Raw genomic sequence first — 24,608 nt, 5'->3', positions numbered from 1 at the left:
AAAATGTCCCTAACATGGCGCTTAGAGACAGAATTCTGAGAAATATCCCTAAGAGAGTACCCATCTTATTACCATTATTCTGAATTATGGTTGATACATTCCAACACACAAATAAAAAATCCGAGACAACAGGTTTTGTCTCGGATTTCAACTCATTATTCTTCTATTCGATATACTCTTGTTTCAAATGGTTCTAATGCGTTGGTATTTTCTATCGTTATATAGTTGTGCAATAATAACTTACTTCTTTCTAGATTAAGTGGATATGTGATAGTAGCTTTTTCGCTTGTTAAGTTACACATAATAATAACTTCTTCGTTATCTAATATGCGCTTATAACTATAGATTTGTTTATGATCTTTATCGACTAGTTCGTATTTACCGTAATTAAACACGTCGTAATCTTTTTTCAATTGAATCAAACGCTTATAATAATTTAATACAGAATGCTCATCTTCTAACTGACCTGCTACGTTGATTGTTTTGTAATTTGGATTTACGTGGAACCATGGTTCTGTTGTGGAAAATCCTGCATACGCACGATTATCCCACTGCATCATTGATCGAGAATTATCTCTATTTACTTTACTCAAGTTATTTAATAAAGATGATGTATCTTCTCCATTTTGTTCTTTCAATTTAATTTCATTTTTAACAGAAACATCATTAAAATCTTCTAATGATTCAAACGGATAGTTCGTCATCCCTATTTCTTGTCCTTGGTAAATAAATGGTGTGCCTTTTTGTAAGAAATAATTTGTCGCATGACTTGTTGCACTTTCATACCAATAATGCTCATCATCTCCCCAAGTTGAAACGAGTCTTGGTTGATCATGATTTTCGATAAATAGTGCATTCCAGCCTACACCTTCAAGTTGGTCTTGCCATTTAGACATGATATTTTTATATTGTATAACATCAAATCCACTATCTTCTGTATTCCATAATCCTAAATGTTCGAACTGAAAAATCATATTAAATATACCATTATCAAAGCCTACCCAATCATTCGCATCATCAGGACTGACACCATTTGCTTCACCTACCGTCATAATGTCATATTTATTGAATGTTTCATCTCTCAATTCACGTAAATGATTTAATATACCTGGTCTATTCGTATAACGTTCAAATGCTGCTTTATACTGTTCATCACCAGGTTCTACTGGTATGTCGCCATCTTCAAATGATTTTTGAATATGTGTAATCGCATCTACTCGGAAACCATCGATACCTTTATCAAACCACCAGTTAATCATATTATATAATTCCGAACGGACCGCTTCATTCTCCCAATTTAAATCTGGTTGTTTTTTACTGAAAATGTGCAAGTAATACTCATCTGTTTCTTCAGTTCTTTCCCAAGCTGAACCGTTGAATATACTGCCCCAGTTATTAGGTTCTTTACCGTCTTTTCCTTCTTGCCATATATACCAATCTCTTTTAGGATTGTCTTTACTCGATTTAGACTCGATAAACCATGGATGTTCATCTGATGTATGATTGATGACTAAATCCAATATGAGTTTCATACCTTTATCGTGTGTCTCTTTTAAAAGTAATTCAAAGTCCTCCATCGTACCAAACTCATCCATAATGTCTTGATAATCACTAATATCATAGCCATTATCATCATTAGGTGATTTAAATATTGGTGAAACCCAAATCACATCTATACCTAGATCTTTCAAATAATCTAACTTTTCTCTAATACCATTTATATCACCAATACCATCATTGTTAGAATCATTAAAACTTCTAGGATAAACTTGATAACATACCGCTTCTTTCCACCAAATTCGTTCCTCCATCATTTAGTCACCTCTTATTTTATCGTTGATTTTCTCTCTATTATATCTGTTGGAATAATCGTATTTTTTCTTAAAATATTAGGATTCTCAATCAGTTTAATTAATGCTATACCTGCTTCCTCACCTAAATGTTCAGGATAAATATTTACAACCGTTTGAGGTGGTGAAGCAAAAGTATTAATAAATGAATCATTAAATGTTGCTGTCATCACTTCATCTGGCACTCTTATATTAAGTTCATATAATGCGCTTAATAAATTAATATTGATCATGCTATCTGATGTAATAATCGCTGTAGGGCAAGCCGCAGTTTCTTTCATTTCTTTAATGATTGCTAATATTTCATCTCTATTAGGATTTGCATGATAAATTTCATATTGATTAATACCATGTTTATCGCAAGCTTTCTTAAAGCCTTCTACCCTATCCAATGCAACAGCATATGAATCTGGTTCAGCTATAAAAGCTATATGTTCATGCCCTTTTTGAATCATAAATTCAGTTATCATTTGGCTTGCTTCGACATTATCATTGTCGATATGAATAATTTCTCTTTCACCTAGTTGTTTACCTACAACAACAAACGGAAATTGATATTTTTTGAGTAGTTGTGTAACAGGATCATTTTCTTTTGAATAAAGCATAATAAAGCCATCTATTGATTTAGATTTAATGAGATTTTCAACTTCAACTAATAAATCAGCTTGTTCAACTGATGTTGTCATAATCGTAGAATATTCTCTTTGTTTACAAGCAATTGATATCCCCATAAGAACATCTGTAAAGAATGGATTTTGCGTCATTTCTTTAGAAGCTGATTTTAAAATTAAACCAATCGTTTTAGATTTTTGTGTTACAAGTGTTCTCGCGGCAATATTAGGTTGGTAGCCCAATTGCTTCATCACAGCTTTAACTTTCTTTGATGTCTTATCACTTATACTTTTATGTCCACTAATCACTCTTGATACTGTTGATGGTGCAACATTTGCTTCTTTCGCAACATCTTTTATTGTAACCACGAGATCACTCCTTTATTATCCTTTTGTAGCACCTGCCGTTAAACCAGTCACTAAGTATCTTTGTAATAATAAGAATACGATAGAAATTGGTATTGCAATCATCATTGCCCCAGCAGCAAATACTGTAAAGTTGTTTCCGAATTTATCATTTATAAAATTAAATAATCCGACTGCTAGTGTGTATTTTTCAGGACTTCTTAATAATATTCTTGGCAGAATAAAGTCCATAAACGGTCCCATAAAATTAAATAGTGCAACAACTGCTAGAATCGGTTTAGCTAACGGTAACATAATTGTGAAAAATATTCTCATATGTCCTGCACCATCTATTTTAGCAGATTCATCTAATTCTTTAGGGATTGTATCGAAATATCCTTTTACTAAGAATGCATTCATCGGAATGGAACCACCTATATAAATTAAAGTAAGACCAAATAGTGAATCTAATAAGCCTATTGTATTTAATAAGATATAAATTGCTACCATTGCCATCAATACAGGGAACATTTGTAAAATTAAAAATGCAATCAGTCCGTATTTTCTACCGACAAAACGATATCTAGAAAATGCGTATGACGTTAAACCAACAAAGATCACTGAGAATAATGCATTAGCCGTCGCCACGATTAAAGTATTCTTATACCAAGTGAGGTAGTCACTTGATGGATCAGTTAGTAAATAAATATAATTTTTCAAAGATGCATCTTTCGGAATTATCGAAGAACCATAAAGATTAGAACCTGAGTTGAGTGATAATCCTAAAGTCCACAGTAATGGATAAATAATGATAATAAACATAATAATCAAAATGCCATACATGATAATCGCTCTTAATATATTTTTATTCTTCTTATTCATTAAATATCCCCCTCATCTTTAAAAGTACTCGTCTTTCTAAATTGTAAGAATGCAATAATGGCAATAAACACGCCAATAATTAATGAAATCGTTGCAGCCATATTATAATTTTGCATATCAAATGTTAATCGATAAACCCATGAAATTAAGATATCTGTACTACCTGCATTCTGACCAGAAACAGGTGGACCACCTTTATTAAATAAGTAAATTAAATTAAAGTTATTAAAGTTTCCTGCGTATTGCATAATTAATAATGGTGCAGTCGCAAATAAAATATGTGGAAACGTAATATTTCTAAATTTTTGCCAACTTGATGCGCCGTCCATATCTGCCGCTTCATACCAGTCTGATGAAATACTTTGTAGAACACCTGTGAATAAAGCAAATACGAATGGGAATCCAAGCCATACTTGAATTAATATTAAAGCAACCTTTGCCCAGAACGGATCATTTAACCATGCTGGTGCAATACCAAATAATGGTTGTAAGATATCATTATTAATCGAACCAAAATCATCATTAAAAATGGCAGCAAAGATTAATATTGTCACAAACGATGGCACTGCCCAAGGTAAGATTAATACTGTTCTAATTAGCTTTTTAAATCTAATAAGTGGATGATTAACAATAATAGCGAGTAATAACGCTAACGCGATTTGTAAAGTAGTCGCTACTAAAGTCCAAACAATCGTCCAAGTTAATACGTTAAAGAATGTTGTCTTCCAAATAGGTACCGTAACTAATGATTTAAAGTTATCAAATCCTACCCATTCTAATAAATGTCTAGGTGGTGCATTATATAAATTGTAGTTTGTAAAAGCTAAAAAACACATGAATAAAAGTGGAAATACGACAACAAATATTAATAAAAAGATACCCGGTGATATTAATAAATATGGGAAAGTCTTATCCCATGTCGCCGTCATTCGACCTTTACGATCTTTAATTTCAAATCCTTTATTATATTGATCTGCATTACGATAAGCATCTATGATATTCACGATATATAAAGTGATCGCAAATGCAATTAATAATAACGAAATGATACCTTGTGCTAATAGAACCCTTGAATCATCTAATTTAGGCACTGTACCTAAAGTGAATAATCCCCAGAATCCAATATTCATAAATTGATAAAATACTGAAATAAAACTAATAAAAAATACGATAAATATACTACCTTTTATATATCTTTTATTATAGAATTGGCCAATACCTGGAATAATCGATAGCACGGCTGCTAATTTTGGATTTCTCATTTTCACACCTTCTTTTATTTTTTAGATGCATTCATAATTTCTACTTGTTCATCAATACCGTTTTTCGCTTCATCAAGTGCTTCTTTAGGGTCTTTACCGTTGGACATAAATACTGCTGCATTTCCCATCGGATCCCATACTTGACTCATCTCTGGAATATTTGGCATTGGAATAGCATTTTGAGCTTGTTCTTCATATGGCTTTAATAATTTATTTTTAGAAGAAACGTCTGTACGACCTGTAATTTCTTGCATTTCATCTGTATATTTCTGCATATTATCTTTATTTGTTAAATACAGCATTAAGTTTTTAGCCCAGTATTTCTCTTCACTATATTCGGATATAAACCAACCTCTTACCCCTAAAAATGGTTTCATTTCTTTACCATTATCAGTTGGGAAAGTTGCTGTTCCGAAATCATCGCCAAGTGCTTCTTTAAACTCATTCGTTTGCCAAGGTCCTGTAACAAACATGCCTACTTTGCCTTCTTTAAACAGCCCAACAATTACATCTTGATTAGCTGACTTCGTAATATATCCTTTGTCATACCAAGATTGTAATCTCTCTCCATTTTTCACGACAGATGGATCATTTACTGCAACATCATTTGTATTAAATCCATCTTTTTCTTCTTTAAATATGTATCCGCCTTGTGAGAATAAAAATGGATAATTAAAGTAGAAGTTCTTTGCATCAAACATAAATCCATATTGCTTTTTATCTTTATCCGTTACATCTTTTGCGATTCTTTCAACATCATCCATCGTCTTTGGTGGTTTCTTAACGAGTTTCTTGTTATAGACAACAGCCGTTGATTCTACGATAACGGGTAATGCTAACTGTTTACCTTCATAATTTAAAGCTTGTAAAGCTTCTTTGGAATAACCTTTCAATTCTTCATCTGTAAAATCAATTTCTGCCGCTAATCCTTGTAAATATGCATCACCTGCACGGTCATGCGGTTGAAAGAATAAGTCAGGTCCATTACCTGAAGGACCATCAAGCGATAAGTTATCTACTTGATCATCTTGAGCTGTATTTTTTAGAATGACTTTAATACCTGTCTTTTTTGTATAATCTTCCGTTACTTTCTTGTAAAAAGACATTTGTCTATCGCCATCTACCCACATCGTAAGTGACTTAGGTTTGGCTGTTTTTTCATCATCGTTAAGTGCTTTATCAATATCTTCTTGTGTTCGATTAGGACCACAACTTGCAAGCAATAATGTCACGAGTAATATTGAGCAAATTTTTATTAAATGTTTCATCTAATCCCCTTCTTTCATTAATTGTTGATTCACTCAATAAATTAATTTTTTATTTTTTCTCCAGTTTCCTTATCAAAGAAGTGACATTTATTTAAATCTAAAGCGAGCTCAATTTCATCATTTGGATGAATCACTGTTCTAGCATCTAACTTGGCACATATTTCTTCATCGTTAAATAATCCGTGGATCATAATTTCAGAACCTAATAACTCACTAACAAGTACTTTAGTTTTGAAGGTTACATCTTTATTAGCCTTGATAAATACAGGTTCATCATGAATGTCTTCTGGTCGAATACCGAATCGTATCGTCTTGCCATCATAGCCGTTATGATTTAACATGCGTGCTTTGCTTTCATTTAATTTAATCACTTGATTGCCAATCACTAACTCGTCTTTATTAACCTTTGCGTCAAAGATATTCATTGCAGGTGAGCCAATAAATTGTGCAACAAACTCATTCTCAGGTGCGTCATATACTTCACGAGGTGTACCTATTTGCATAATATCGCCATCTTTTAAGACAACAATACGTGTCGCCATTGTTAAAGCTTCTGTTTGGTCATGTGTGACATAAATCGTTGTAGTTTGTAATCGTTCATGCAACTTTAATATTTCCGTTCTCATTTGAACTCTTAATTTCGCGTCTAAATTAGATAAAGGTTCATCCATTAAGAATACTTTCGCATCTCTTACAATCGCTCGACCTAATGCAACCCTTTGCCTTTGACCACCTGATAAAGCTTTAGGTTTTCTTGGTAAATATTCCTTTAATCCAAGAATTTCAGCTGCGTATTGAACCCTTTTATCTATTTCTTTTTTATTCATTTTTCGTAGTTTAAGACCAAACGCCATATTGTCATAGACTGTCATATGTGGGTATAATGCATAATTTTGAAAGACCATTGCGATATCTCTATCTTTCGGTGCGACATCATTCATTCTTCGATCATCAATTGAAAAATTTCCTGATGTAATGTCTTCTAATCCTGCGATCATTCTCAAAGTTGTAGACTTTCCACACCCTGATGGACCAACGAAAACAATAAACTCTTTATCTTTAATATGTAAGTTAAAATCATGTACTACAGTATTACCTTTGTCGTAAGTCTTCTTTATATTCTCTAATTTCATTTCAGCCATAGATAAACCCTCCATAATTGTAATCGCTTTCAAAATTTAATATAGATTTATCATATGTGTAAAAAGTTAAAAAGTCAACAATTTTATGCAAACGATTGCATAGTTGATCTCCAACAATATGAGTCATTTATTTTAAAAAGAAAGCCTTTACATGCAAACGATTGTATCTTTTTTGAGTTAAACTTCTTGCAATTATAGTACATAGGGTGTACTATACTCTTTGTATTAAGTACAGGAGGTGTACTAATTATGGAAGAAGAATTAAAAAAAGCTTTTAACCTATTCCAAGAATCCATCATTAATATACACAGTGAAGTTGCAAAGATTTTAAATAACTCTGGATTAGATGAAGTAGTTTCTAAAGAACAATATCAAACTTTAAAAATTATTAAAGATTTCCCTAGATGTACATACAGTTTTATTGCTGCTAAACAAGGTGTCTTTAAAACTGCTATATCAAACAGAATTAATAAATTGAAGAACCAAGACCTCATTGCAATTCAGCAAGGCGAAGATAAGAGAGAGAAATCTGTTATGCTAACGGATAAAGGTTTCGAACTTGTAAAGCGTACTGAAGATGTTATTTACGAAACATTTAATCGTAAACTGTCTTCTCACTTTTCAAACGATGAGATTATAACGTTTGTTAAACAATTAGAGAAAGCTAATAAACTTATAACAGGAAAGGACAATGTTAATCATGTTTGATGATATAAAAAATTTATGGACACATAAGTTTCTACTCGTATCACTTGTAGCAATTATGCTTATTCCACTTATTTATAGTTCAGTATTTGTAGGTTCATTATGGGATCCATACGGAAAGACGGATTCATTAAAGATATCTGTAGTGAATAGCGATAACGGTGGAAAAATCAATGGTGAAAAGGCAGACATCGGTAAAGACGTAGTAGATAAATTAAAAGACAATGATAAATTTAAATGGGAATTTGTTTCTCAAAAAACTGCTGACAAACATTTAGAACATGGTGAATCATATGCTGTCATTTCTATACCAGCTGAAACGACTAAAAATGCAGGTTCTATGTTAGACAAAAATCCTAAAAAAATCGACTTAAATGTCAAAACGAACCCTGGTTATAGTTACACTGGTTCACAAATCGCATCTAAAGCTATTACAGCTGTTGAAGATAACTTAAGTGAATCTGTTCGTGAGAAATATATTTCAGAATCATTTAAAGGTATGAATAAATTAACAGATGGTTATAAAGATACTTCTAAAGCACTTGGACAAATGTCAGATGCAGAATCTCAACTCATTGATGGTAATAAACAAGTTGAGTCTGGATTAGAACAACTTGCTCCAATGGCTGGCGCAGAAGGACAACAACTTTTACAAGGCAGTATGAAAGTATCTCAAGGTTTAAATGATTTACAAGCTAATAACGATAAATTAAAAGCAAATATTGATAAAGCTATTAAACAATCAGATGATAAATACTTTGAAGACAAAAATGTTAAAGCAATCAATAATCCAGTCGTATCAAACGAGGATGATTTAACAGAAGTTAATAACTATGGTCAAAGCTTTGCGCCATATATCCTATCATTAAGTTTATATGTAGGTGCAGTTGCATTCTCAGCAGTTTACCCTATTGATAAACGAATTGGTGATTCTACAGGATTCAAATGGTGGTTAAGTAAGTTTGCGATATTTATGATGCAAGCTTTAGGATCAGCATTAGCACTAGCAGTCCTTTGTTTATACGGATTTGAAATTGATATTGCAAATCCAGGATACTTCACTTTAACACTCATCTTATGGAGTATCGCAGCATATATGATTGTGACATTCCTAACAATTGTATTAGGTAATATCGGTAAATTCTTAGCGATTATACTATTGATCTTACAATTAGGATCAAGTGAAGGTACATTCCCAATACAATTATCAGGTAAGTTCTTCCAAGACTTACACCCATTCTCTCCAATGAGTTATGTTATCAAAGCATTAAGAGAGAATATCTTTAACTTCACAAGTGGTGTAACTTATGGACAATCAATGCTCATAATTGGACTTATCGCAATCGTATTCGCCGCACTAACATTACTTGTATATGTTATACGTTCTAAATATCCTCACCTAAGACGTATCGCAAACGAAAACGACTATTAAGATATAGAAAAGCACAACCTCGCGTGAGGTTGTGCTTTTTTGTAGTTTATGATAAGTAGTGACGGCACCGTTAGTTACTGTTGTTGCGACTTTTGTAATTATAGACCCCCATAGTTACACTTCCGTCGACTTTTGTAATTAACACACCCGTTATGAACTAGTTTGGACGAAAGTGTTTGTAACACCCTCGTTATAAACAAGTTTGACCAGAAGTGTTCGTAACGAAATCTCTATTAGTACTGTTAATATTCTATTACTATTTTACCAATACTTTTTCCTTCTTCTATTAAACGATGTGCTTCTGTAATTGTTTCTACGCTTAATCCTTTTAATGTCTTGTTTACAGTTGTTTTAATCGTACCTCTATCTAATAAGTATGTTAACTTTCTCAAATATTCATGATGTGCGATCATGTCGTCTGTTTCGTATTTTGGTCTAGTGAACATAAACTCAAATGAGAATGTCACACTTTTATCTTTTAATAAATTTAAATCTACTTTATCCATAAAATTAACAAGTGCTACGATTTTTCCTCTTGGCTTTATCATTTCTGCCATTACATTAAAGTAAGCATCACTACTATGCGTATTAAAGATATAATCTACTTGATTAATTTTATGTGCTCTTAATTCATCTGGTAAATGGTGTTTATGATTGAGTACTATATCAGCACCCATTTTCTCTGACCATCTTCTTGTTTCTTTACGTGATGCAGTCGTGATAACTGTTAGCCCCAAATGTTTCGCAATTTGAGTAGCTACAGAACCTACGCCACCTGCACCATTAATAATCAGTAATTTCTTATCTTTATTGTCTTCAGGGTTAGATGAAATATTTAGTCCTTCTAATAATGCTTCAAATGACGTTAGTGCAGTTAAAGGTAAAGCTGCTGATTCAACGTAAGATAAGTGTTCTGGTTTAATGCCCACAAGTCGTTCATCTACTAATTGATACTCTGCATTCGATCCTTGTTTCGTATTTGTGCCGGAATAATAGACTTCATCACCTACATGAAATAATTCTACTTCTTCTCCGACCGCTTCAACGACACCTACTGCATCATAACCTAATATTTTAAATTCCCCATCAGATGTATTTCTTGATTTCGTATCTATAGGATTTATACTCGCAGCTTTCACTTTCACTAAAATATTTCTTTCTTTAGCTTCTGGAACTGGTATATCTCTTTCTTCAAATTCGTTTGATACTTTCAAATCAAAACTGTTACTAAAACCAATTGCTTTCATCTAAAAGTCACCTCTTGTTTATAAATGTTTATGATAATAGTTATGTTCATCATCGATTTGCATGCCTAATTTTTGATATAAACGATTACCAGCTATATTTGATTTTTCGGTTTCTAAATATATTGTCTCATATCCATTTTCTTTCCCATAAGTAAATGCTTGATTCATTAATTGCTCACCTATTCGTTGACCTCTCGCATCTGCTGTTAAAAATAAATCATTAATAATAAGTAGGTTTGACATTTTCATTGATGACAACATTTTGTATAGTTGTACAAATCCTATCACTTGCTCATTCGCTTCAGCTATAAATATAACAGCTTCTTCACGAGAAATATTTCTATATACAAATTCATACGTCGTCTTTATATCTGATTGTTGACCAAAATGAACACGATAGTCATCAAATACAGAAACAACTTCCTCTATCTCATTGAGTTGTAATCTTCGAATATTCAATCCATCACCTCATTTATCATTAACGGTCTCCCATTACAGTTTTAGTATCAGCTTTTGCTTTTGGACGAACGACAAGTTCACCATTACATTCTGGACATACATAATATAAATTTTCAGCGCATTCTCTGCAGTATGTTGTTTCTTGAACACATATAAAAGCATTACTTTTCTTATGAAATTCATAACCACATTTTTCACAATTCGGTTTCATCTCTAAAGCCATTTCTATCACTCCATAAAAATATGTTAGTATATACATAATTATCATATCACTTTTAAGTACATAAAATGAATTTTAAGGTGTGATTCTATGGAAAAAGAATTCGTAGGTAAATGTGCAAAATGCCAAACAGATATTTATTGTAATAGTGGCTTTATCGAGGGTGTTGTGCAAGAAGATAAAACATTATTATGCTTTGACTGTACTAACAAAAAAGAGAGAAAAGAAACTTAATCGTTTCTCTTCTCTCTTTTATTATACGCCTTGATCTAATTTATCTAACATTGATTTCATCAACTTAATTTGACCAGTATGATAATTCGTATGCAATATGCCAAATGAAATTGTTTCTGCAAAAGTATCCATATTCGCTATTGGTGCTTTTCTAGATTTGTCCATTTGTTCATCAAGTGCATTTAATATTCTTTCTAGTTGTTGATTTAATATACCTTTTAATTCTTGGAAAGTTGGCTCAACACCTGTAAAATCTTGTGGTGAAGTACCTGGTGAGAATGATTTACCTAACTTTTCACCGAGTATATTACCTTCTTCACTTGTACCAAAGACAAATGATTCATTTGCCACAATTACGTGACCAAGTTGCCATTTAATATTATTTTTTGCTAACTCCAGTTGAAAATCCGCTTGTTTCTCATCTATATCTTTGACAACATCAGATAGCATACTATAAGAAATTCGGAACTGCGCTTCTATCATTTCAATTCCCTCCGTTTTTACTCAGTAATCGCAAAATAATTACCTTGTTTATCATGAAAATTAAATACTCTACCCTCAGGCATTTCTATAATATCATGACCAGTTAATCCTTGTTCTTTTAACGACTTATATAATTCATCAAAATTCGAAGCTTTAAACATTAAAGAAGGTGTTTCTAAACTCACTTCAGGACTGTACTTTTCAATAAAAGCTTTATCAAATAATACAAATGACGTTTCAGCATCTTCACTAGGCGCAATTTCTACAGACTTGAAACCTTCAGGCAACTCATCTTCAGACTTCACAACAAAGTTCATTACATCCTTCCAAAATTCAACAGCCTTTTCTTGATCATCAATATATAACATGACTTGATGTAACTTTTCAATCATACATATCACCTTCATTCATTTAATATATTTAGAATACGCTATATATGATTCAAGTGCAAAAATAACAAAGTTTAACTTCACTCTGCATCCTTTTCATAAACCATGATGTCACCAGGCTGACAATCCAAGTATTCACATATTGCTTCTAGCGTACTAAATCTAACAGCTTTAGCTTTTCCAGTCTTTAAAATAGATAAATTTGCAATCGTAATATCTACCTCTTGAGCAAGTTCAGTCAGAGAAACATGCTTTTCTTTTAATATTTCATCTAATTTAATTTTTATCATCTTGTCACCCTTAAACAGTCAAATCATGTTCTTCTTTCATTGATTCAGATTCATCATCAATCGCAAGGAAGTTTAACATCATTAAAGCAATATTCAACAATAATACCGTAGTAAACGGCGCAGTATCTAATAAATCTTTATATATGATGTCTACACCAATTAAACTCTTCATTGAATTTAATGTAGCATATATCATAATGATGATTGAAGAATGAAATATTTTATTATAATTCCCAGAATTAAAGAAGTCCTTTTTCTTTATATTTTTTACAAACCTTAGAACAAATATAAAGAAAACTATTGTTAACAACGATTGAATAGTAAAGCATATTAAGTAATAGAATACGGCATCCCTTAAATCAAATGCTGTACTTACAGGAACTTCGATAAAGAATTTCACAAGAATAACACCTAGTATCAAAATATTAAGGATCATTGTAATTAATGTAATCGTGTAACTACGTTTTCAGTATTACTAATATTACTCATCGAAATCTCTCCCTTTTATCGTTTTTCGATAAAAATAAGCATAAAACAGTCTGACTGCTTTATGCTTATTTTTATTTACATATATCCTTTAACACTTCTAAATGATTAATAACATACGTCGCAATATCGCCGTTACTAAGATTTTGATGGTCAAAGTAACATGAATCAATACCATATTCATTAGCACCAGCAATATCAGATGTTAACGTATCACCTATCATTAAATAATGTGACACATCATCGTCTTTAATACCACTTAAACAATGATCAAAAAATTGTTTATGAGGCTTTTCAAATCCAATTTTCTCAGAAATAAAATGATCATCAAAATAATCAAAAATACCTGCATCATGCATGCGTTTCATCTGAGTATCATAAACACCATTAGAAGCACTATAAAGATGATAACCCGCTTCTTTCAAATAACTTAATATATCTTTCGAACCATCAACTAGCTCATGATTATTATTCAACGTCTTTCTAAAAATAGCTTCTTTAGCACGCGCATCAACATTTAAATCAAATAGCTCAAAAAATTCTTTAAAGCGAGTCGTTAACACCTCATCCTTAGAAACCTTTCCCTGCTCAAGCTCTAACCATAAACGCTTATTGATATCCTGATACTGTTTAAAATTCAAATCATTAAACACAATACCTTCAGATTCAAAAACTGCCATAATCCCTTCCCTTTCACCAGCATTAAAATCTAATAAAGTATTGTCCAAATCAAATAAAATATGTTTATACATCGAAAAGTCCCCTTTTAGTCTGTAAGGTTATGGAATATATTATACCATTACATATAAAAAACACTCCTCGAAGTTGTTCGAGAAGTGTTGAAACGATGATATAAACAATATTAACGTTTTGAAAAATATCAAGTTGAATTTCATATATAATATATAGTCAATCAAGCTCAACCCAACTATATCAAGGTTTTGTAATACTAAAAGTGGATAAATATCGATATATACTAATTGAAACAGTTGCGATTTAACCATTTTGATTCATATGATGCTAGTTGAATACATCACATCGATATGTCTTTAAACTAAAATTCTCTTACTTCTTTTATTATTTCTTTTTCATATAATAATGCTTGAATTGCCTCAACCATTTCTTCTGTGAGATTATTATCAGTATTAATGATTTTATCAACTTCATTAGAAATTTCTTCTTGTATCTCAATTGGAGGTACAGGAATTCTTATATCATTTCTTAGATATGTTGTATTAAGGCTTTTACCGAATGCCTTGCTTCCTACACTTTCTAGATTTATAAGCTGAGAAGCAAACAATACATATAAATATGAATCTAAAATTTCATCTTTATTGATAGGAATTAAACCCGCTATTGCTTCGTTTGTGTATAAATCAGTACCTGCAATTGCTACTTTTCCTATTGTGAGCTTAAAGCTTAATAATGTTGTGCCTTCTGGTATTAATTTAACATTAGATTCATTAATAGCCTGTTCTGTTATTTTTTCTGTAGTATCAGTTATAACCCTCTTATTCATTTCTCTGATTGATAACCATAAATTATCACCAGTAAAGTAGGAGTTATTTGTTCTCGACGGAGTTCCTCCTATTGTTACATTAACTATAGCTCCTAATTTAGCAACTGGATATTTACTATCAACCAATAGTTTGACAACCGGAATTGTATTTATTTTTGCATTAAATGATGTATTGTTAAACTCCAACATATTAGTTAGTTCATTTGTTGAAACATAATCTTCTAAATCAACTGGAATTTCATTGACAATTGAATTAAAACTATTTTTTATTAATGTACTTATTTTTGAAGCATCATTCTCTTCCAAAGGGTTGAATAGAGGAGTGTCAAGCGATTGTAAAGCCCGATTTTTATTAACCTCTAAATCTTCATCATCTATATCTACACCTAAATATACTATTCCTTCACGTCCTCTTCTTTTACTCCATTTATAACCTAAAAACTTTTGTATTTCTGCTAATTTTACAGGTGATTTTATAATAACAACATTCTGGTTTCTAGCTAATGCATAGTAATACACTTTTTCATTTTCAATACTTATAACATATCTAATAAATTCATTATTATATTCATTCTTTTTATCTTCTAAAGAATACTTACTAGTTACTCTTTTACGATTAATTCTTTTCGCATATTCTGTCTTTGCAAAATCTGTTTCATAATCTTTAAATAGTTCATAATTAAGAAGTTTCTCTATTTGATAATTTTGTAATTCTTTGTAATCGTCGAACTCGATAGATAGTTGATTTACATACTCTTCTATTATTTTTTCATCATCAGGATCAGCTTTGTTTTCAAACCACCTTTTTACTATATATTTAAAATGTGTAGCTTCATTTGGAGGATATTCCCTTTTTTGCAAAAATAAAGTTACAGTATTTGTTCCAGTACTTCCAAAAGTATTTGAACCAAGTTCACTAATAGCAATAATATTAAAGTTTTCCAAAATTAATTTTCTAGTTTGATTCGTTAAGGTGTATTCATTTGTTAAAATAGAACTTGGTAAGATTATTGCCGCTATTCCTTTTGATTTCAATAATTGCGCTGTTCTCTCTATAAAAAATAACTCTATATTACTGTTTGTATTTTCATCAGATACATATTTAGAAAGTTGATATTTAGCTTTATCGGTTCTTGGTAATGTTGATAAAAATCCTCTAACAGAATAAGGTGGATTTGCGATTACTACTGAATAGGAATTATCTTCTATAAGATTGTTACTTTTTAAACCATCATTATAAATAATGTTAATTTCATCTTGACCATACATTAACGATGAAACTTTCGCAACTTTACTAAGTCTATATTCTTTCTCTACTCCGTAGATACTAGACATATATTCTGACAAACGAGATTCCGGTATATATTCAGATAGTACATTTGCATATTCATTTAAAAAGTGACCAGCACCGCAAGCATAATCTATAACTTTTGGAATATCATCCTGTTCATTTATTTCTTTTATGGGCAATGACTGTATAATAAACTTCACTATTGGTAATGGGGTAAAATATTGACCTTCGGTTTGCTTAATTCCATTATCTAAAAAGCCTTCAAATAGATCGCCTAGGAATTGATTTTGTGTATTGGTTTTTAATTTAATATCTTGAAAGGCCTTTATAATATCAACTAAGACATTTGAATTTTGATAGAAAAGTTTTTCATTATAGACTTCAATAAATGAAAAGTCAGTATTAGAAAAATACTTTAATTGTCTGAAGTAGTCTAAAACAGACTCTTTCGCTGCATCTTCTCTAAGTCTGAATGCTCTCTCAACATCACTTTCTGATACATATGTGACATTTTCTCCCAAAAACTTTTCCATACCTATTTGATATAATTTTTGTAATCTATCTACAAGTTCAAAATATGTATCTTGCGCAACTCCCTTCCAATTAAATTGAAGATCATCTCTATTCTGTTCTTCATCCACAATTTTAGTTAAAAATAAATTAACTAATTTATCAAAAGCATTTTCCTTCCCACCTATATTATATTTTCTTAATATTGATGCAAATTCGTTATATTTAGCAGAAACTTCCTCGTGAGTAATTTCACTTAAATCATTTACCGTTCTTTTGGATTTATTAATTGTAAATGGTTCTATATCTTTTTCTAGAACACCGTTATTAATATAATCATATTGATAAGTTTGTGACCACACCTCAAATTTATCATTCCCACCTCTTGCGGTTAAATAAGATTTTGGTTCATCTAATGTATTCAAAAAAGTCATATTATCAATTAAACTAATTGCATTATACATTCTCTCTATACCTTGTTCTTTTAATCTCGATGCATATAATACAAGTATTTCTGCAGTATTTTCTTGTCGTTCATATGAAAACAATTGTCCGCCATGCCTAACAGTTTTACCCCATTCACTTTCGAATTCAGTTCCAAAAGTTTTCGCTTCAATAATCATGAATGTTTTCCCTAAATTATTATGAACTGTTATATCAGCATTTCCTGATTTTTCAACATGACCTAAGCGATATCCCTTTTCTATTTCGATGTTTTGTGGAGAATACCCTTGCGACAGCAGTCCAATCACAACGTCTAAGACCACAAAATTCTCTTCTGATGAAAAGTTTGTGGTTGTCTCTCTTCCAATTTTAATTTCATCAGGGTAGATGATAGATTCACTTTTCATGTCTACCATTACATTGTTACCCTTTATATCTAATGTCCATACTTCATTATCTTCAGTAAATGATAGTCTTTCTAACCATCTAGTAATCTTTATTGACAAATTAATCAGTCCTTTTATAAATTATCTATTGCTAATATTATACTTTAATGCATGTTCTCTAACAAAGCTATATAATAATTTTCTTATATTAGTATTTAAATGGTTTTATTTTTTTGATTTCATCAAAATTACAACATTATATCATGTATAGTAATACTACGACGTTATTATAGCACAAAGAAAAAAGAGTATTTCTCTCCTTTAAAAAATCCCTCTCTTCAAGCTTATAAGATTATCTACATTGTTCACTACTAGCTGATCTAAGACCTCTATTCCTACCAACTTCCAAATTCTGCTAACCACTATGTAACGATTATCTTCTATTAATGATGTAATATCATTACTCATATGTTGTTATAAAACAAAAACACTTTCTTCATTATTAAGTATTGCTGATTTAAATACCTTACGAAGACGTACTATTAATGTATTTATGAACCAACATATCAACGATGAACTACTACGATTGGAATGAGAGATATGGAATTGATTACAATTAGATTAGATAATCTTTATGAACATGATATAAAACTAGAACATTCAATCAAGTCCTCCTTCTGATAACACTTACTTAAAATTACAAAATTCAGAACAAGAATTGAGGATTAATAAAGAGGTGAATAAGCTTGTCATCAATTTACACTCAAAGAAAAAGAATATAACTTTATTTTGAAGTAATTAAACTATCTTAAATATTAAGCGGTTTGTTTACATTGCTACATATTAAAAGAAGTACATCTCATGCCTTAAGTGATTCTCATGAATTAATTTTATTTATTCAAGACATTGATATTACATATGTATCAAAAAAATTATGACATATAAACATCACAACAAAGCAAATATGTTATTCAAATTAATGCCAGAAAAAAAGCACCAGCAAATATGCTGATGCTTTTTTTAATATATAGATGATTAATTGATTATTACACCAATTCCCGCCATATAATCGCCCAAAACGATGATATATTTGAAATAATATTAACGTTTTGAGAATTGTGGTGAACGACGAGCACCTTTAAGACCAGGTTTCTTACGTTCTTTCATACGTGGGTCACGTGTAAGTAATCCAGCGCGTTTTAATGATCCACGGTATTCTGGATCTGCTTCTAACAATGCACGTGCAATTCCGTGACGGATAGCTTGTGCTTGTCCAGTGAAACCTCCACCTTGAACGTTTACTAAAACATCGTAGTTACCTTTTGTTTCAGTTACATCAAATGGTTGGTTTAAATCTAAAATTAATGATTCAAATGGTAAGTAGTCACGTACGTCACGTTTGTTAATTGTTACGTTACCTTCACCAGGTACTAAACGTACACGTGCTACTGAATGTTTACGACGACCTGTGCCTTTATATTCAACTTGTGCCAATGTAGTATCCTCCTCTTAATTAACCACGTAACTCGTAGTTTTCAGGTTGTTGTGCAGCATGTGGATGCTCTGCACCAGCATATACGAATAATTTTTTACCTTGTTTTTCACCAAGTTTGCTCTTAGGTAACATACCTTTGATAGATGTTTCTAATAAACGAACTGGGTTTTTCTCTTTTAATTCACCAGCAGATACTGATTTTAATCCACCTGGGTGATTTGAGTGACGGTAGTAAATTTTATCTTGTTCTTTATTACCTGATAAGTAGATTTTTTCAGCGTTAATGATGATAACGTTATCTCCTGTATCAACGTGTGGTGTGTAAGTTACTTTATGTTTACCGCGTAAGATTGATGCGATTTCTGATGATAAACGACCTAACGTTTGTCCTTCAGCATCAACAACGTACCATTTGCGATCGATGTTTGCTTCATTAGCCATAAATGTTTGACGCATTATAGTGTCCTCCTAAATTTTAAAAAAGTTCTGGGTTAAGATGTATGTAATTACCTGTACCAAAGCTTCATACATACATCTTATTTCCTTAGTCTGATTCCTGCTTCTATATCTTAAAACACAATAAGATTCCGGGGCTTATCGTGGTGGTGATATAAAACAATACCGTTGTCTATAATATAATTTATTTGTCTTTTTGTCAATTGGTTTTAAACATTTTTTGAAGACTTTTTATTATATATTTTGATATCATTTCCGAACTCATTAATAAGTTCTGCTTTATCTAAATAAATTTTTTCTAAATATAGACCATGTGCTGGTGCTGTATGTGGTACTTTGTTTCGATCTTTTTCTTCAAGAAGCTGATGAATATCATCACCGCTTCTCTTCCCTTCACCGACGAGTATTAAATAAGCGACCATCACTCTTACCATATTGTATAAAAAGCCTGATCCTGTAACGATAAATTCAAATCCATCATCTGTTTCAACGACTTCACTTTGATAAATTGTACGTTCTTTATTTTGTACTTCAGTCTTTTGTGAACAGAAACTTGTAAAGTCATGTGTACCTATAAAATGTTGTGCAGCTTGATTCATCAAATCAATATCAACGGGTTTCTTTTGTTGTACTTTTGTGTCATGTTCAAATACATGTCTTTCTGGATCGATATAAACTTTATAACGATACTTCTTACCTACACAATCATACCTACAGTGAAAGTCTTCATCAATTTGTTCTACACTTTGTACATGTATATCTTTTGGCAATGCTGAATTAAAAGCATATTCCCATTTATCTGGTTTAATATTTAATGGTGTATCAAAATGAAAATATTGCTCTATGGCATGCACGCCTTTATCCGTTCTACTTGAAGGATGTATTCTTACAAATGTTTGATGCATTCTTTTTAGAATTCTCTCAAATTCATATTGCACAGTTCGTTCATGATGTTGAATTTGAAATCCCATAAACTGTCCACCGTGATATGAAATTTTCACTAACATTCTCAAAGTCTGCACCTCAATTCCTTAATAAATATAATGCTATTGCTACAACAATAATTGTTGCGAATCCAATACTATCTCTTAGTTTCCATTTTAATTTACGATAGGTTGTTCGTTGATTTGAAGCGTTATAACCTCTAGCTTCCATAGCCACTGCTAAATCATCTGCTCGTTTAAACGCCGATATAAACATCGGAATGAGTAGCGGAATAATAGCTTTTAATCTGTTAAATATACTACCTGCTGTTACGTCAGATCCTCTAGATGTTTGTGCTTTTATGATTCTATCTAATTCATCCATTAATGTTGGGATAAATCTAAGAGATATGGACATCATCATTGCGAGTTCATGGACTGGGAACTTAACCTTTTTTAATGGTCTCAACATTGATTCTATTGCATCTGTTAAGCTTATCGGACTTGTTGTTAACGTCATGATTGTAGAAATCATCACTAAAAGCGCAAGTCTTAAAACGATAAATGCACCTTGTACAATACCATTTTGTTCAATTGTGAATAGCTTTAAATCAATGATGACTGGTCCGCCTTTCGTCACAATTAAATGCATGATGAACGTAAAAATAAACAGCAGCATTACAGGTGTTAATCCTTTAATTAAGAACCAGAATCTTATTTGTGCTAAATACATGATGATTAATACAGTTAACACCATAAAGCCATAAGATGCCCATGAATTACAAAAGAATATTAATATCATAAATATAAATACATACAGCATTTTCATACGTGAATCTAATCGATGGATAATTGTATTACCAGGTATGTATCGCCCGATTATTAACTTATCAGTCATGAGGCTTCACCTGCTTTTCATACATATCTTTAAACATCTCTTCACTTGTGGCGATTTGATCAAACTTCATATCATATTTAGCTTCAACTGCTTGTTGAAGTTTAATAATATTAGGTGGCTCAAGATGCGTTTGATTCAGAAGTTCATTATTTGTAAAAATATTAACTGGCTTATCTTCTGCAACGATTTCACCAGCTTTAATGACTTTAACTTCATCCGCATATTTAAGTACGATATCCATTTGGTGTGAAATTAAGATAACCGTAATACCGAGATTTTCATGGATGTCATTGAAGAGTTCCATCATATCATGTTGCCCTTTCGGATCTAAGCCCACTGTAGGCTCGTCAAGGACAAGTATTTCAGGTTCCATAGCTAATACACCGGCAATGGCTATACGTCGTTTCTGACCACCTGAGAGCTCAAATGGCGATTTCTTTAATAAGCTACGATCCATGCTTAACAAATCCATAAGAGATTCTGCTTTTTGAATAGCTGCTTCTTTATCCGTACCGTAATTGAGCGGTCCAAAAATAATATCTTTTTCAACTGTATCTTCAAATAATTGATGTTCTGCAAATTGAAAGACGATACCTACTTTTTTACGCACTGGCGCTAATTTCTTTGATTTCGTCTTCTTCGTAATATTTGTATCGCCGATTTTCAATTGTCCTTCAGTCGGCTTTAATATAGCGTTTAAGTGCTGAATTAATGTTGATTTACCAGAACCTGTTTGGCCTACAATGGCATAAAATTTAGATTCTGTGAATGTCGTCGAAACTTGATTTAAAGCTCTATATTGATATGGTGTCTTTATACTGTAGTCATAAGTGACTTGATCAAACGTTATTTTCATATTCGATTCACCAACTGTTCGAATGTTGTATATTCATAATTATGATTGAGCAAGTAGTTCATTCTCATAGCAAAAGGTAAGTCTAAACCAATTTCAGTTAAATAGGCACCTTGCTTAAATATTTCTTCAGGTATGTCTTGTTTATAAACTTCACCTTTATTCATAACAATAATCTCATCAGCATTAACAGCTTCTTCTAAATCATGTGTAATAGAGATAACTGTTAAGTGGTGTTCAATTTGAATAGATTTAATTAAGTTCATAATACTCTCTTTACCTTCAGGATCAAGCATAGCTGTCGCTTCATCTAAAATCATAATGTCTGGTGACATTGCTAATATGCCTGCAATAGCGACACGTTGTTTCTGTCCACCAGAAAGATGACTTGGTTCGAATGTTTTCATGTTTGACATGCCAACTTCTGTTAATACCTCATCAACTATTTCATGCATAACGTGATAGTCTATACTTTGATTTTCCATACCAAATGCTACATCATACTCTACAGTTGAACCAATAAATTGATTATCAGGATTTTGAAATACAATACCTACATGTCTTCTCACTTCATCAATTGTATCGTTCGACAGTAAGATGCCATCAACTACGATTTCACCTTCATAATTTTGGTTAATACCCATCATTAATTTAGCAATTGTAGACTTTCCTGAACCATTATGTCCGACAATAGATGTCCACTTGCCTTTTTGTATATTAAACGAAACATTGCGAAGTGCAGCTGGTTCATTTTCATCATATTTAAATGTAACGTTCGAGAACCTAATCAAATTTTCCTGCACCATAACATTCATCCTTCAACAAGTTAATTACTATATATTTTACAGTATACATACGAAATTGTAAGCATTAATTACTTTAAACATACTAACTATTATAAAATAAAATGCAATAAAAAAAATCCGTATAAACGGATTTAAAATAAAAAAGCGCGCACTCCACCATAGACGAGTTCACGCAATAAGTCATTCAAATGTGGTGGAGTACTCTGAGCTAGACAATATCTATGTGTGGTAAACATTATCATTGCACTCATTTGCTTTGTGTGTGTTAAATAAATTGTATTTATATAGAAATGATTGAAGTGACTTTCGTCACTCCAATAAAGAATAGATTATACTAATTCAATAATTACTGATTCAGCACCGTCACCGCGACGTGGACCAACTTTCATGATACGAGTATATCCACCTTGACGCTCTTCATAGCGTGGCGCAACATCATTGAATAATTTTTGTAATGCAGTGATTGTTTTGTCATCTTCTAAGATTTTAACGTCACGAATCGTTTGAGCAGCTCTACGACGTGAAGCTAGATCACCTTTTTTACCTAAAGTAATTAAGTTATCAACAACTTTACGAACTTCTTTAGCACGAGCTTCTGTAGTCTCGATACGTTCAGAAACGATAAGTTGAGTAGCTAAGTCACGTAACATTGCTTTACGTTGATCAGAAGTACGACCTAATTTTCTGTAACCCATGAATTAACCTCCTTTATTAGTCTTCTTTTCTTAAACCAAGACCAAGATCTTCTAATTTATATTTAACTTCTTCAAGAGACTTACGACCTAAGTTTCGAACTTTCATCATATCTGCCTCAGATTTATCTGCTAATTCTTGTACAGAATTAATTCCTGCACGTTTTAGACAGTTATAAGAACGTACTGATAAGTCTAATTCTTCGATAGACATTTCAAGTACTTTTTCTTTTTGATCTTCTTCTTTTTCAATCATGATTTCAGCATTTTGTGCTTCATCAGTTAAATTAACAAAAATGTTTAAGTGTTCAGTCATGATTTTAGCACCTAAAGAAACAGCTTCTTGAGGAGATAACGAACCATCTGTCCAAACATCGATTGTTAATTTATCATAATCACTACTTTGCCCTACACGTGTATTTTCAACTGTATAGTTCACACGATTTACTGGAGAATAAAGTGAGTCGATTGGAATGACACCAATTGGCAAATCACTTGTGTTATTTTGTTCAGCTAAAGCATATCCGCGACCTTTATTAGCAATTAAGCGCATCTTAAGGTGTCCACCTTTAGAAACTGTTGCAATTTTTAAATCTGGATTTAAAATTTCAACATCACTGTCATGCATGATATCTTTCGCAGTAACTTCACCTTCATCTTTAATATCGATTTCAAGTGTTTTATCTTCTTCAGAGTAGATTTTTATAGCTAATTTCTTGATGTTCATAATGATAGTAGTAACATCCTCAACTACATTTTCAACTGCTGAGAATTCGTGAAGTACACCTTCAATTTCGATATTTTTAACTGCCGCACCTGGTAATGAAGATAATAGGATACGACGTAAGGAGTTGCCTAGTGTTGTACCATAACCACGTTCTAGCGGTTCAACAACGAACTTACCGAATGTAGAATCATCACTAACTTCTATTGTTTCAATTCTAGGTTTTTCGATTTCAATCATTTAAATATATCCTCCTTATAAACGTCGATTAAACTTTATTAATTTCTATCCAGTGACTCTTGAACA

At 31.8% G+C, this 24,608-nt stretch carries 26 protein-coding genes; 3 read left to right on the top strand and 23 right to left on the bottom strand.

The window, feature by feature from the left end:
* Nucleotides 1-155: 155 nt before the first annotated feature.
* The 6 genes from MHH94_RS03680 to MHH94_RS03655 are packed head-to-tail and all read right to left on the bottom strand — an operon-like array spanning nucleotide 156 to nucleotide 7,360.
* Nucleotides 156-1,811, bottom strand: coding sequence for a glycoside hydrolase family 13 protein (locus MHH94_RS03680; RefSeq protein ID WP_107609240.1), 1,656 nt, complete (start codon nucleotides 1,809-1,811; stop codon nucleotides 156-158).
* Between the two features lie 14 nt (nucleotides 1,812-1,825).
* Nucleotides 1,826-2,830 carry a LacI family DNA-binding transcriptional regulator gene (locus MHH94_RS03675; protein ID WP_058591132.1) on the bottom strand — a complete coding sequence of 335 codons (1,005 nt, stop codon included), beginning with the start codon at nucleotides 2,828-2,830 and terminating at the stop codon, nucleotides 1,826-1,828.
* Between the two features lie 15 nt (nucleotides 2,831-2,845).
* The gene (locus tag MHH94_RS03670) at nucleotides 2,846-3,688 is read right to left on the bottom strand and encodes a sugar ABC transporter permease (protein ID WP_325957956.1); all 843 of its coding nucleotides are present in this window, start codon (nucleotides 3,686-3,688) and stop codon (nucleotides 2,846-2,848) included.
* Nucleotides 3,688-4,956 carry a sugar ABC transporter permease gene (locus MHH94_RS03665; RefSeq protein ID WP_232157248.1) on the bottom strand — a complete coding sequence of 423 codons (1,269 nt, stop codon included), beginning with the start codon at nucleotides 4,954-4,956 and terminating at the stop codon, nucleotides 3,688-3,690. The genes MHH94_RS03670 and MHH94_RS03665 overlap by 1 nt, the downstream gene beginning before the upstream one ends.
* A gap of 8 nt (nucleotides 4,957-4,964) precedes the next feature.
* Nucleotides 4,965-6,218 carry an extracellular solute-binding protein gene (locus MHH94_RS03660; RefSeq protein ID WP_232157249.1) on the bottom strand — a complete coding sequence of 418 codons (1,254 nt, stop codon included), beginning with the start codon at nucleotides 6,216-6,218 and terminating at the stop codon, nucleotides 4,965-4,967.
* Nucleotides 6,219-6,259: 41 nt separating this feature from the next.
* Nucleotides 6,260-7,360, bottom strand: coding sequence for an ABC transporter ATP-binding protein (locus MHH94_RS03655; protein WP_048541034.1), 1,101 nt, complete (start codon nucleotides 7,358-7,360; stop codon nucleotides 6,260-6,262).
* A 249-nt stretch (nucleotides 7,361-7,609) separates the two neighbouring features.
* On the opposite strand from MHH94_RS03655, the gene MHH94_RS03650 reads away from it, so the two are divergent.
* Together MHH94_RS03650 and MHH94_RS03645 are read left to right on the top strand one after the other, a co-directional pair.
* Nucleotides 7,610-8,068 carry a MarR family winged helix-turn-helix transcriptional regulator gene (locus tag MHH94_RS03650; protein WP_048541036.1) on the top strand — a complete coding sequence of 153 codons (459 nt, stop codon included), beginning with the start codon at nucleotides 7,610-7,612 and terminating at the stop codon, nucleotides 8,066-8,068.
* Nucleotides 8,061-9,497 carry a YhgE/Pip domain-containing protein gene (locus MHH94_RS03645; protein WP_078355000.1) on the top strand — a complete coding sequence of 479 codons (1,437 nt, stop codon included), beginning with the start codon at nucleotides 8,061-8,063 and terminating at the stop codon, nucleotides 9,495-9,497. The genes MHH94_RS03650 and MHH94_RS03645 overlap by 8 nt, the downstream gene beginning before the upstream one ends.
* 242 nt (nucleotides 9,498-9,739) lie before the next feature.
* On the opposite strand, the gene MHH94_RS03640 is transcribed toward MHH94_RS03645, so the two are convergent.
* From MHH94_RS03640 to MHH94_RS03630, 3 genes are read right to left on the bottom strand one after another with little or no spacing between them, the layout of a single operon-like run.
* The gene (locus MHH94_RS03640; RefSeq protein WP_078354925.1) at nucleotides 9,740-10,744 is read right to left on the bottom strand and encodes a zinc-binding alcohol dehydrogenase family protein; all 1,005 of its coding nucleotides are present in this window, start codon (nucleotides 10,742-10,744) and stop codon (nucleotides 9,740-9,742) included.
* An 18-nt stretch (nucleotides 10,745-10,762) separates the two neighbouring features.
* Nucleotides 10,763-11,203, bottom strand: a complete 441-nt coding sequence (locus tag MHH94_RS03635) for a GNAT family N-acetyltransferase (RefSeq protein ID WP_078354926.1) — start codon at nucleotides 11,201-11,203, stop codon at nucleotides 10,763-10,765.
* 19 nt (nucleotides 11,204-11,222) lie between these two features.
* Nucleotides 11,223-11,426 (bottom strand): DUF1272 domain-containing protein, encoded by a 204-nt coding sequence (locus MHH94_RS03630; protein ID WP_037589002.1) that lies wholly within the window; start codon nucleotides 11,424-11,426, stop codon nucleotides 11,223-11,225.
* Nucleotides 11,427-11,513: 87 nt separating this feature from the next.
* Between MHH94_RS03630 and MHH94_RS03625 the strand changes: the two genes are divergently transcribed.
* Entirely contained in the window at nucleotides 11,514-11,657 is a 144-nt protein-coding gene (locus tag MHH94_RS03625) for a hypothetical protein (RefSeq protein WP_171992045.1), read from the top strand.
* A gap of 21 nt (nucleotides 11,658-11,678) precedes the next feature.
* Here the strand turns inward: MHH94_RS03625 and MHH94_RS03620 are convergent, their stop codons facing one another.
* The 14 genes from MHH94_RS03620 to MHH94_RS03555 all read right to left on the bottom strand — a co-directional run bounded on the left by MHH94_RS03620 (nucleotide 11,679) and on the right by MHH94_RS03555 (nucleotide 24,542).
* A complete protein-coding gene (locus tag MHH94_RS03620; RefSeq protein ID WP_025906453.1) occupies nucleotides 11,679-12,140 on the bottom strand; it encodes a DinB family protein in 462 nt (153 codons plus the stop codon).
* A 17-nt stretch (nucleotides 12,141-12,157) separates the two neighbouring features.
* A complete protein-coding gene (locus MHH94_RS03615; RefSeq protein WP_078355001.1) occupies nucleotides 12,158-12,529 on the bottom strand; it encodes a VOC family protein in 372 nt (123 codons plus the stop codon).
* 80 nt (nucleotides 12,530-12,609) lie between these two features.
* Nucleotides 12,610-12,819 carry a helix-turn-helix domain-containing protein gene (locus MHH94_RS03610; protein WP_048541047.1) on the bottom strand — a complete coding sequence of 70 codons (210 nt, stop codon included), beginning with the start codon at nucleotides 12,817-12,819 and terminating at the stop codon, nucleotides 12,610-12,612.
* Nucleotides 12,820-12,829: 10 nt separating this feature from the next.
* Nucleotides 12,830-13,219 carry a hypothetical protein gene (locus MHH94_RS03605; RefSeq protein WP_340839725.1) on the bottom strand — a complete coding sequence of 130 codons (390 nt, stop codon included), beginning with the start codon at nucleotides 13,217-13,219 and terminating at the stop codon, nucleotides 12,830-12,832.
* 160 nt (nucleotides 13,220-13,379) lie between these two features.
* Entirely contained in the window at nucleotides 13,380-14,057 is a 678-nt protein-coding gene (locus MHH94_RS03600; RefSeq protein ID WP_340839722.1) for a YjjG family noncanonical pyrimidine nucleotidase, read from the bottom strand.
* A gap of 302 nt (nucleotides 14,058-14,359) precedes the next feature.
* Nucleotides 14,360-17,575, bottom strand: a complete 3,216-nt coding sequence (locus tag MHH94_RS03595; protein ID WP_340839720.1) for an N-6 DNA methylase — start codon at nucleotides 17,573-17,575, stop codon at nucleotides 14,360-14,362.
* 981 nt (nucleotides 17,576-18,556) lie between these two features.
* Nucleotides 18,557-18,949 carry a 30S ribosomal protein S9 gene (gene rpsI / locus MHH94_RS03590; protein ID WP_025906473.1) on the bottom strand — a complete coding sequence of 131 codons (393 nt, stop codon included), beginning with the start codon at nucleotides 18,947-18,949 and terminating at the stop codon, nucleotides 18,557-18,559.
* Nucleotides 18,950-18,968: 19 nt separating this feature from the next.
* Entirely contained in the window at nucleotides 18,969-19,406 is a 438-nt protein-coding gene (gene rplM / locus MHH94_RS03585) for a 50S ribosomal protein L13 (RefSeq protein WP_025906474.1), read from the bottom strand.
* Between the two features lie 209 nt (nucleotides 19,407-19,615).
* Nucleotides 19,616-20,419 carry a tRNA pseudouridine(38-40) synthase TruA gene (gene truA, locus MHH94_RS03580; RefSeq protein ID WP_088592207.1) on the bottom strand — a complete coding sequence of 268 codons (804 nt, stop codon included), beginning with the start codon at nucleotides 20,417-20,419 and terminating at the stop codon, nucleotides 19,616-19,618.
* Between the two features lie 10 nt (nucleotides 20,420-20,429).
* Nucleotides 20,430-21,227 carry an energy-coupling factor transporter transmembrane component T family protein gene (locus tag MHH94_RS03575; RefSeq protein WP_078354931.1) on the bottom strand — a complete coding sequence of 266 codons (798 nt, stop codon included), beginning with the start codon at nucleotides 21,225-21,227 and terminating at the stop codon, nucleotides 20,430-20,432.
* Nucleotides 21,220-22,083 carry an energy-coupling factor transporter ATPase gene (locus tag MHH94_RS03570; RefSeq protein WP_078354932.1) on the bottom strand — a complete coding sequence of 288 codons (864 nt, stop codon included), beginning with the start codon at nucleotides 22,081-22,083 and terminating at the stop codon, nucleotides 21,220-21,222. Before MHH94_RS03570 ends, MHH94_RS03575 begins: the two co-directional genes overlap by 8 nt.
* Nucleotides 22,080-22,886 carry an energy-coupling factor transporter ATPase gene (locus tag MHH94_RS03565; protein WP_058591144.1) on the bottom strand — a complete coding sequence of 269 codons (807 nt, stop codon included), beginning with the start codon at nucleotides 22,884-22,886 and terminating at the stop codon, nucleotides 22,080-22,082. Before MHH94_RS03565 ends, MHH94_RS03570 begins: the two co-directional genes overlap by 4 nt.
* A gap of 329 nt (nucleotides 22,887-23,215) precedes the next feature.
* Nucleotides 23,216-23,581 (bottom strand): 50S ribosomal protein L17, encoded by a 366-nt coding sequence (rplQ, locus tag MHH94_RS03560; RefSeq protein ID WP_025906481.1) that lies wholly within the window; start codon nucleotides 23,579-23,581, stop codon nucleotides 23,216-23,218.
* A 16-nt stretch (nucleotides 23,582-23,597) separates the two neighbouring features.
* Nucleotides 23,598-24,542 (bottom strand): DNA-directed RNA polymerase subunit alpha, encoded by a 945-nt coding sequence (locus MHH94_RS03555; RefSeq protein ID WP_025906483.1) that lies wholly within the window; start codon nucleotides 24,540-24,542, stop codon nucleotides 23,598-23,600.
* Between the last annotated feature and the right edge of the window lie 66 nt (nucleotides 24,543-24,608).

The organism is Mammaliicoccus sp. FSL K6-3158 (assembly GCF_038005105.1).
Classification (GTDB): domain Bacteria; phylum Bacillota; class Bacilli; order Staphylococcales; family Staphylococcaceae; genus Mammaliicoccus; species Mammaliicoccus sciuri.
Note: the sequence above shows the minus strand (reverse complement) of the source record. Positions and strands in the feature narration are given on the sequence as shown.

Coding starts and splice junctions, on each gene's coding strand:
- MHH94_RS03620 (WP_025906453.1), bottom strand. CDS start 12,140: ATGATAGAAGCGCAGTTCCGAATTTCTTATAGTATGCTATCTGATGTT.
- MHH94_RS03650 (WP_048541036.1), top strand. CDS start 7,610: ATGGAAGAAGAATTAAAAAAAGCTTTTAACCTATTCCAAGAATCCATC.
- MHH94_RS03575 (WP_078354931.1), bottom strand. CDS start 21,227: ATGACTGATAAGTTAATAATCGGGCGATACATACCTGGTAATACAATT.
- MHH94_RS03570 (WP_078354932.1), bottom strand. CDS start 22,083: ATGAAAATAACGTTTGATCAAGTCACTTATGACTACAGTATAAAGACA.
- MHH94_RS03600 (WP_340839722.1), bottom strand. CDS start 14,057: ATGTATAAACATATTTTATTTGATTTGGACAATACTTTATTAGATTTT.
- MHH94_RS03555 (WP_025906483.1), bottom strand. CDS start 24,542: ATGATTGAAATCGAAAAACCTAGAATTGAAACAATAGAAGTTAGTGAT.
- MHH94_RS03565 (WP_058591144.1), bottom strand. CDS start 22,886: ATGGTGCAGGAAAATTTGATTAGGTTCTCGAACGTTACATTTAAATAT.
- MHH94_RS03630 (WP_037589002.1), bottom strand. CDS start 11,426: ATGGCTTTAGAGATGAAACCGAATTGTGAAAAATGTGGTTATGAATTT.
- MHH94_RS03640 (WP_078354925.1), bottom strand. CDS start 10,744: ATGAAAGCAATTGGTTTTAGTAACAGTTTTGATTTGAAAGTATCAAAC.
- rplQ (WP_025906481.1), bottom strand. CDS start 23,581: ATGGGTTACAGAAAATTAGGTCGTACTTCTGATCAACGTAAAGCAATG.
- rplM (WP_025906474.1), bottom strand. CDS start 19,406: ATGCGTCAAACATTTATGGCTAATGAAGCAAACATCGATCGCAAATGG.
- MHH94_RS03680 (WP_107609240.1), bottom strand. CDS start 1,811: ATGGAGGAACGAATTTGGTGGAAAGAAGCGGTATGTTATCAAGTTTAT.
- MHH94_RS03645 (WP_078355000.1), top strand. CDS start 8,061: ATGTTTGATGATATAAAAAATTTATGGACACATAAGTTTCTACTCGTA.
- MHH94_RS03655 (WP_048541034.1), bottom strand. CDS start 7,360: ATGGCTGAAATGAAATTAGAGAATATAAAGAAGACTTACGACAAAGGT.
- MHH94_RS03625 (WP_171992045.1), top strand. CDS start 11,514: ATGGAAAAAGAATTCGTAGGTAAATGTGCAAAATGCCAAACAGATATT.
- MHH94_RS03670 (WP_325957956.1), bottom strand. CDS start 3,688: ATGAATAAGAAGAATAAAAATATATTAAGAGCGATTATCATGTATGGC.
- MHH94_RS03610 (WP_048541047.1), bottom strand. CDS start 12,819: ATGATAAAAATTAAATTAGATGAAATATTAAAAGAAAAGCATGTTTCT.
- MHH94_RS03660 (WP_232157249.1), bottom strand. CDS start 6,218: ATGAAACATTTAATAAAAATTTGCTCAATATTACTCGTGACATTATTG.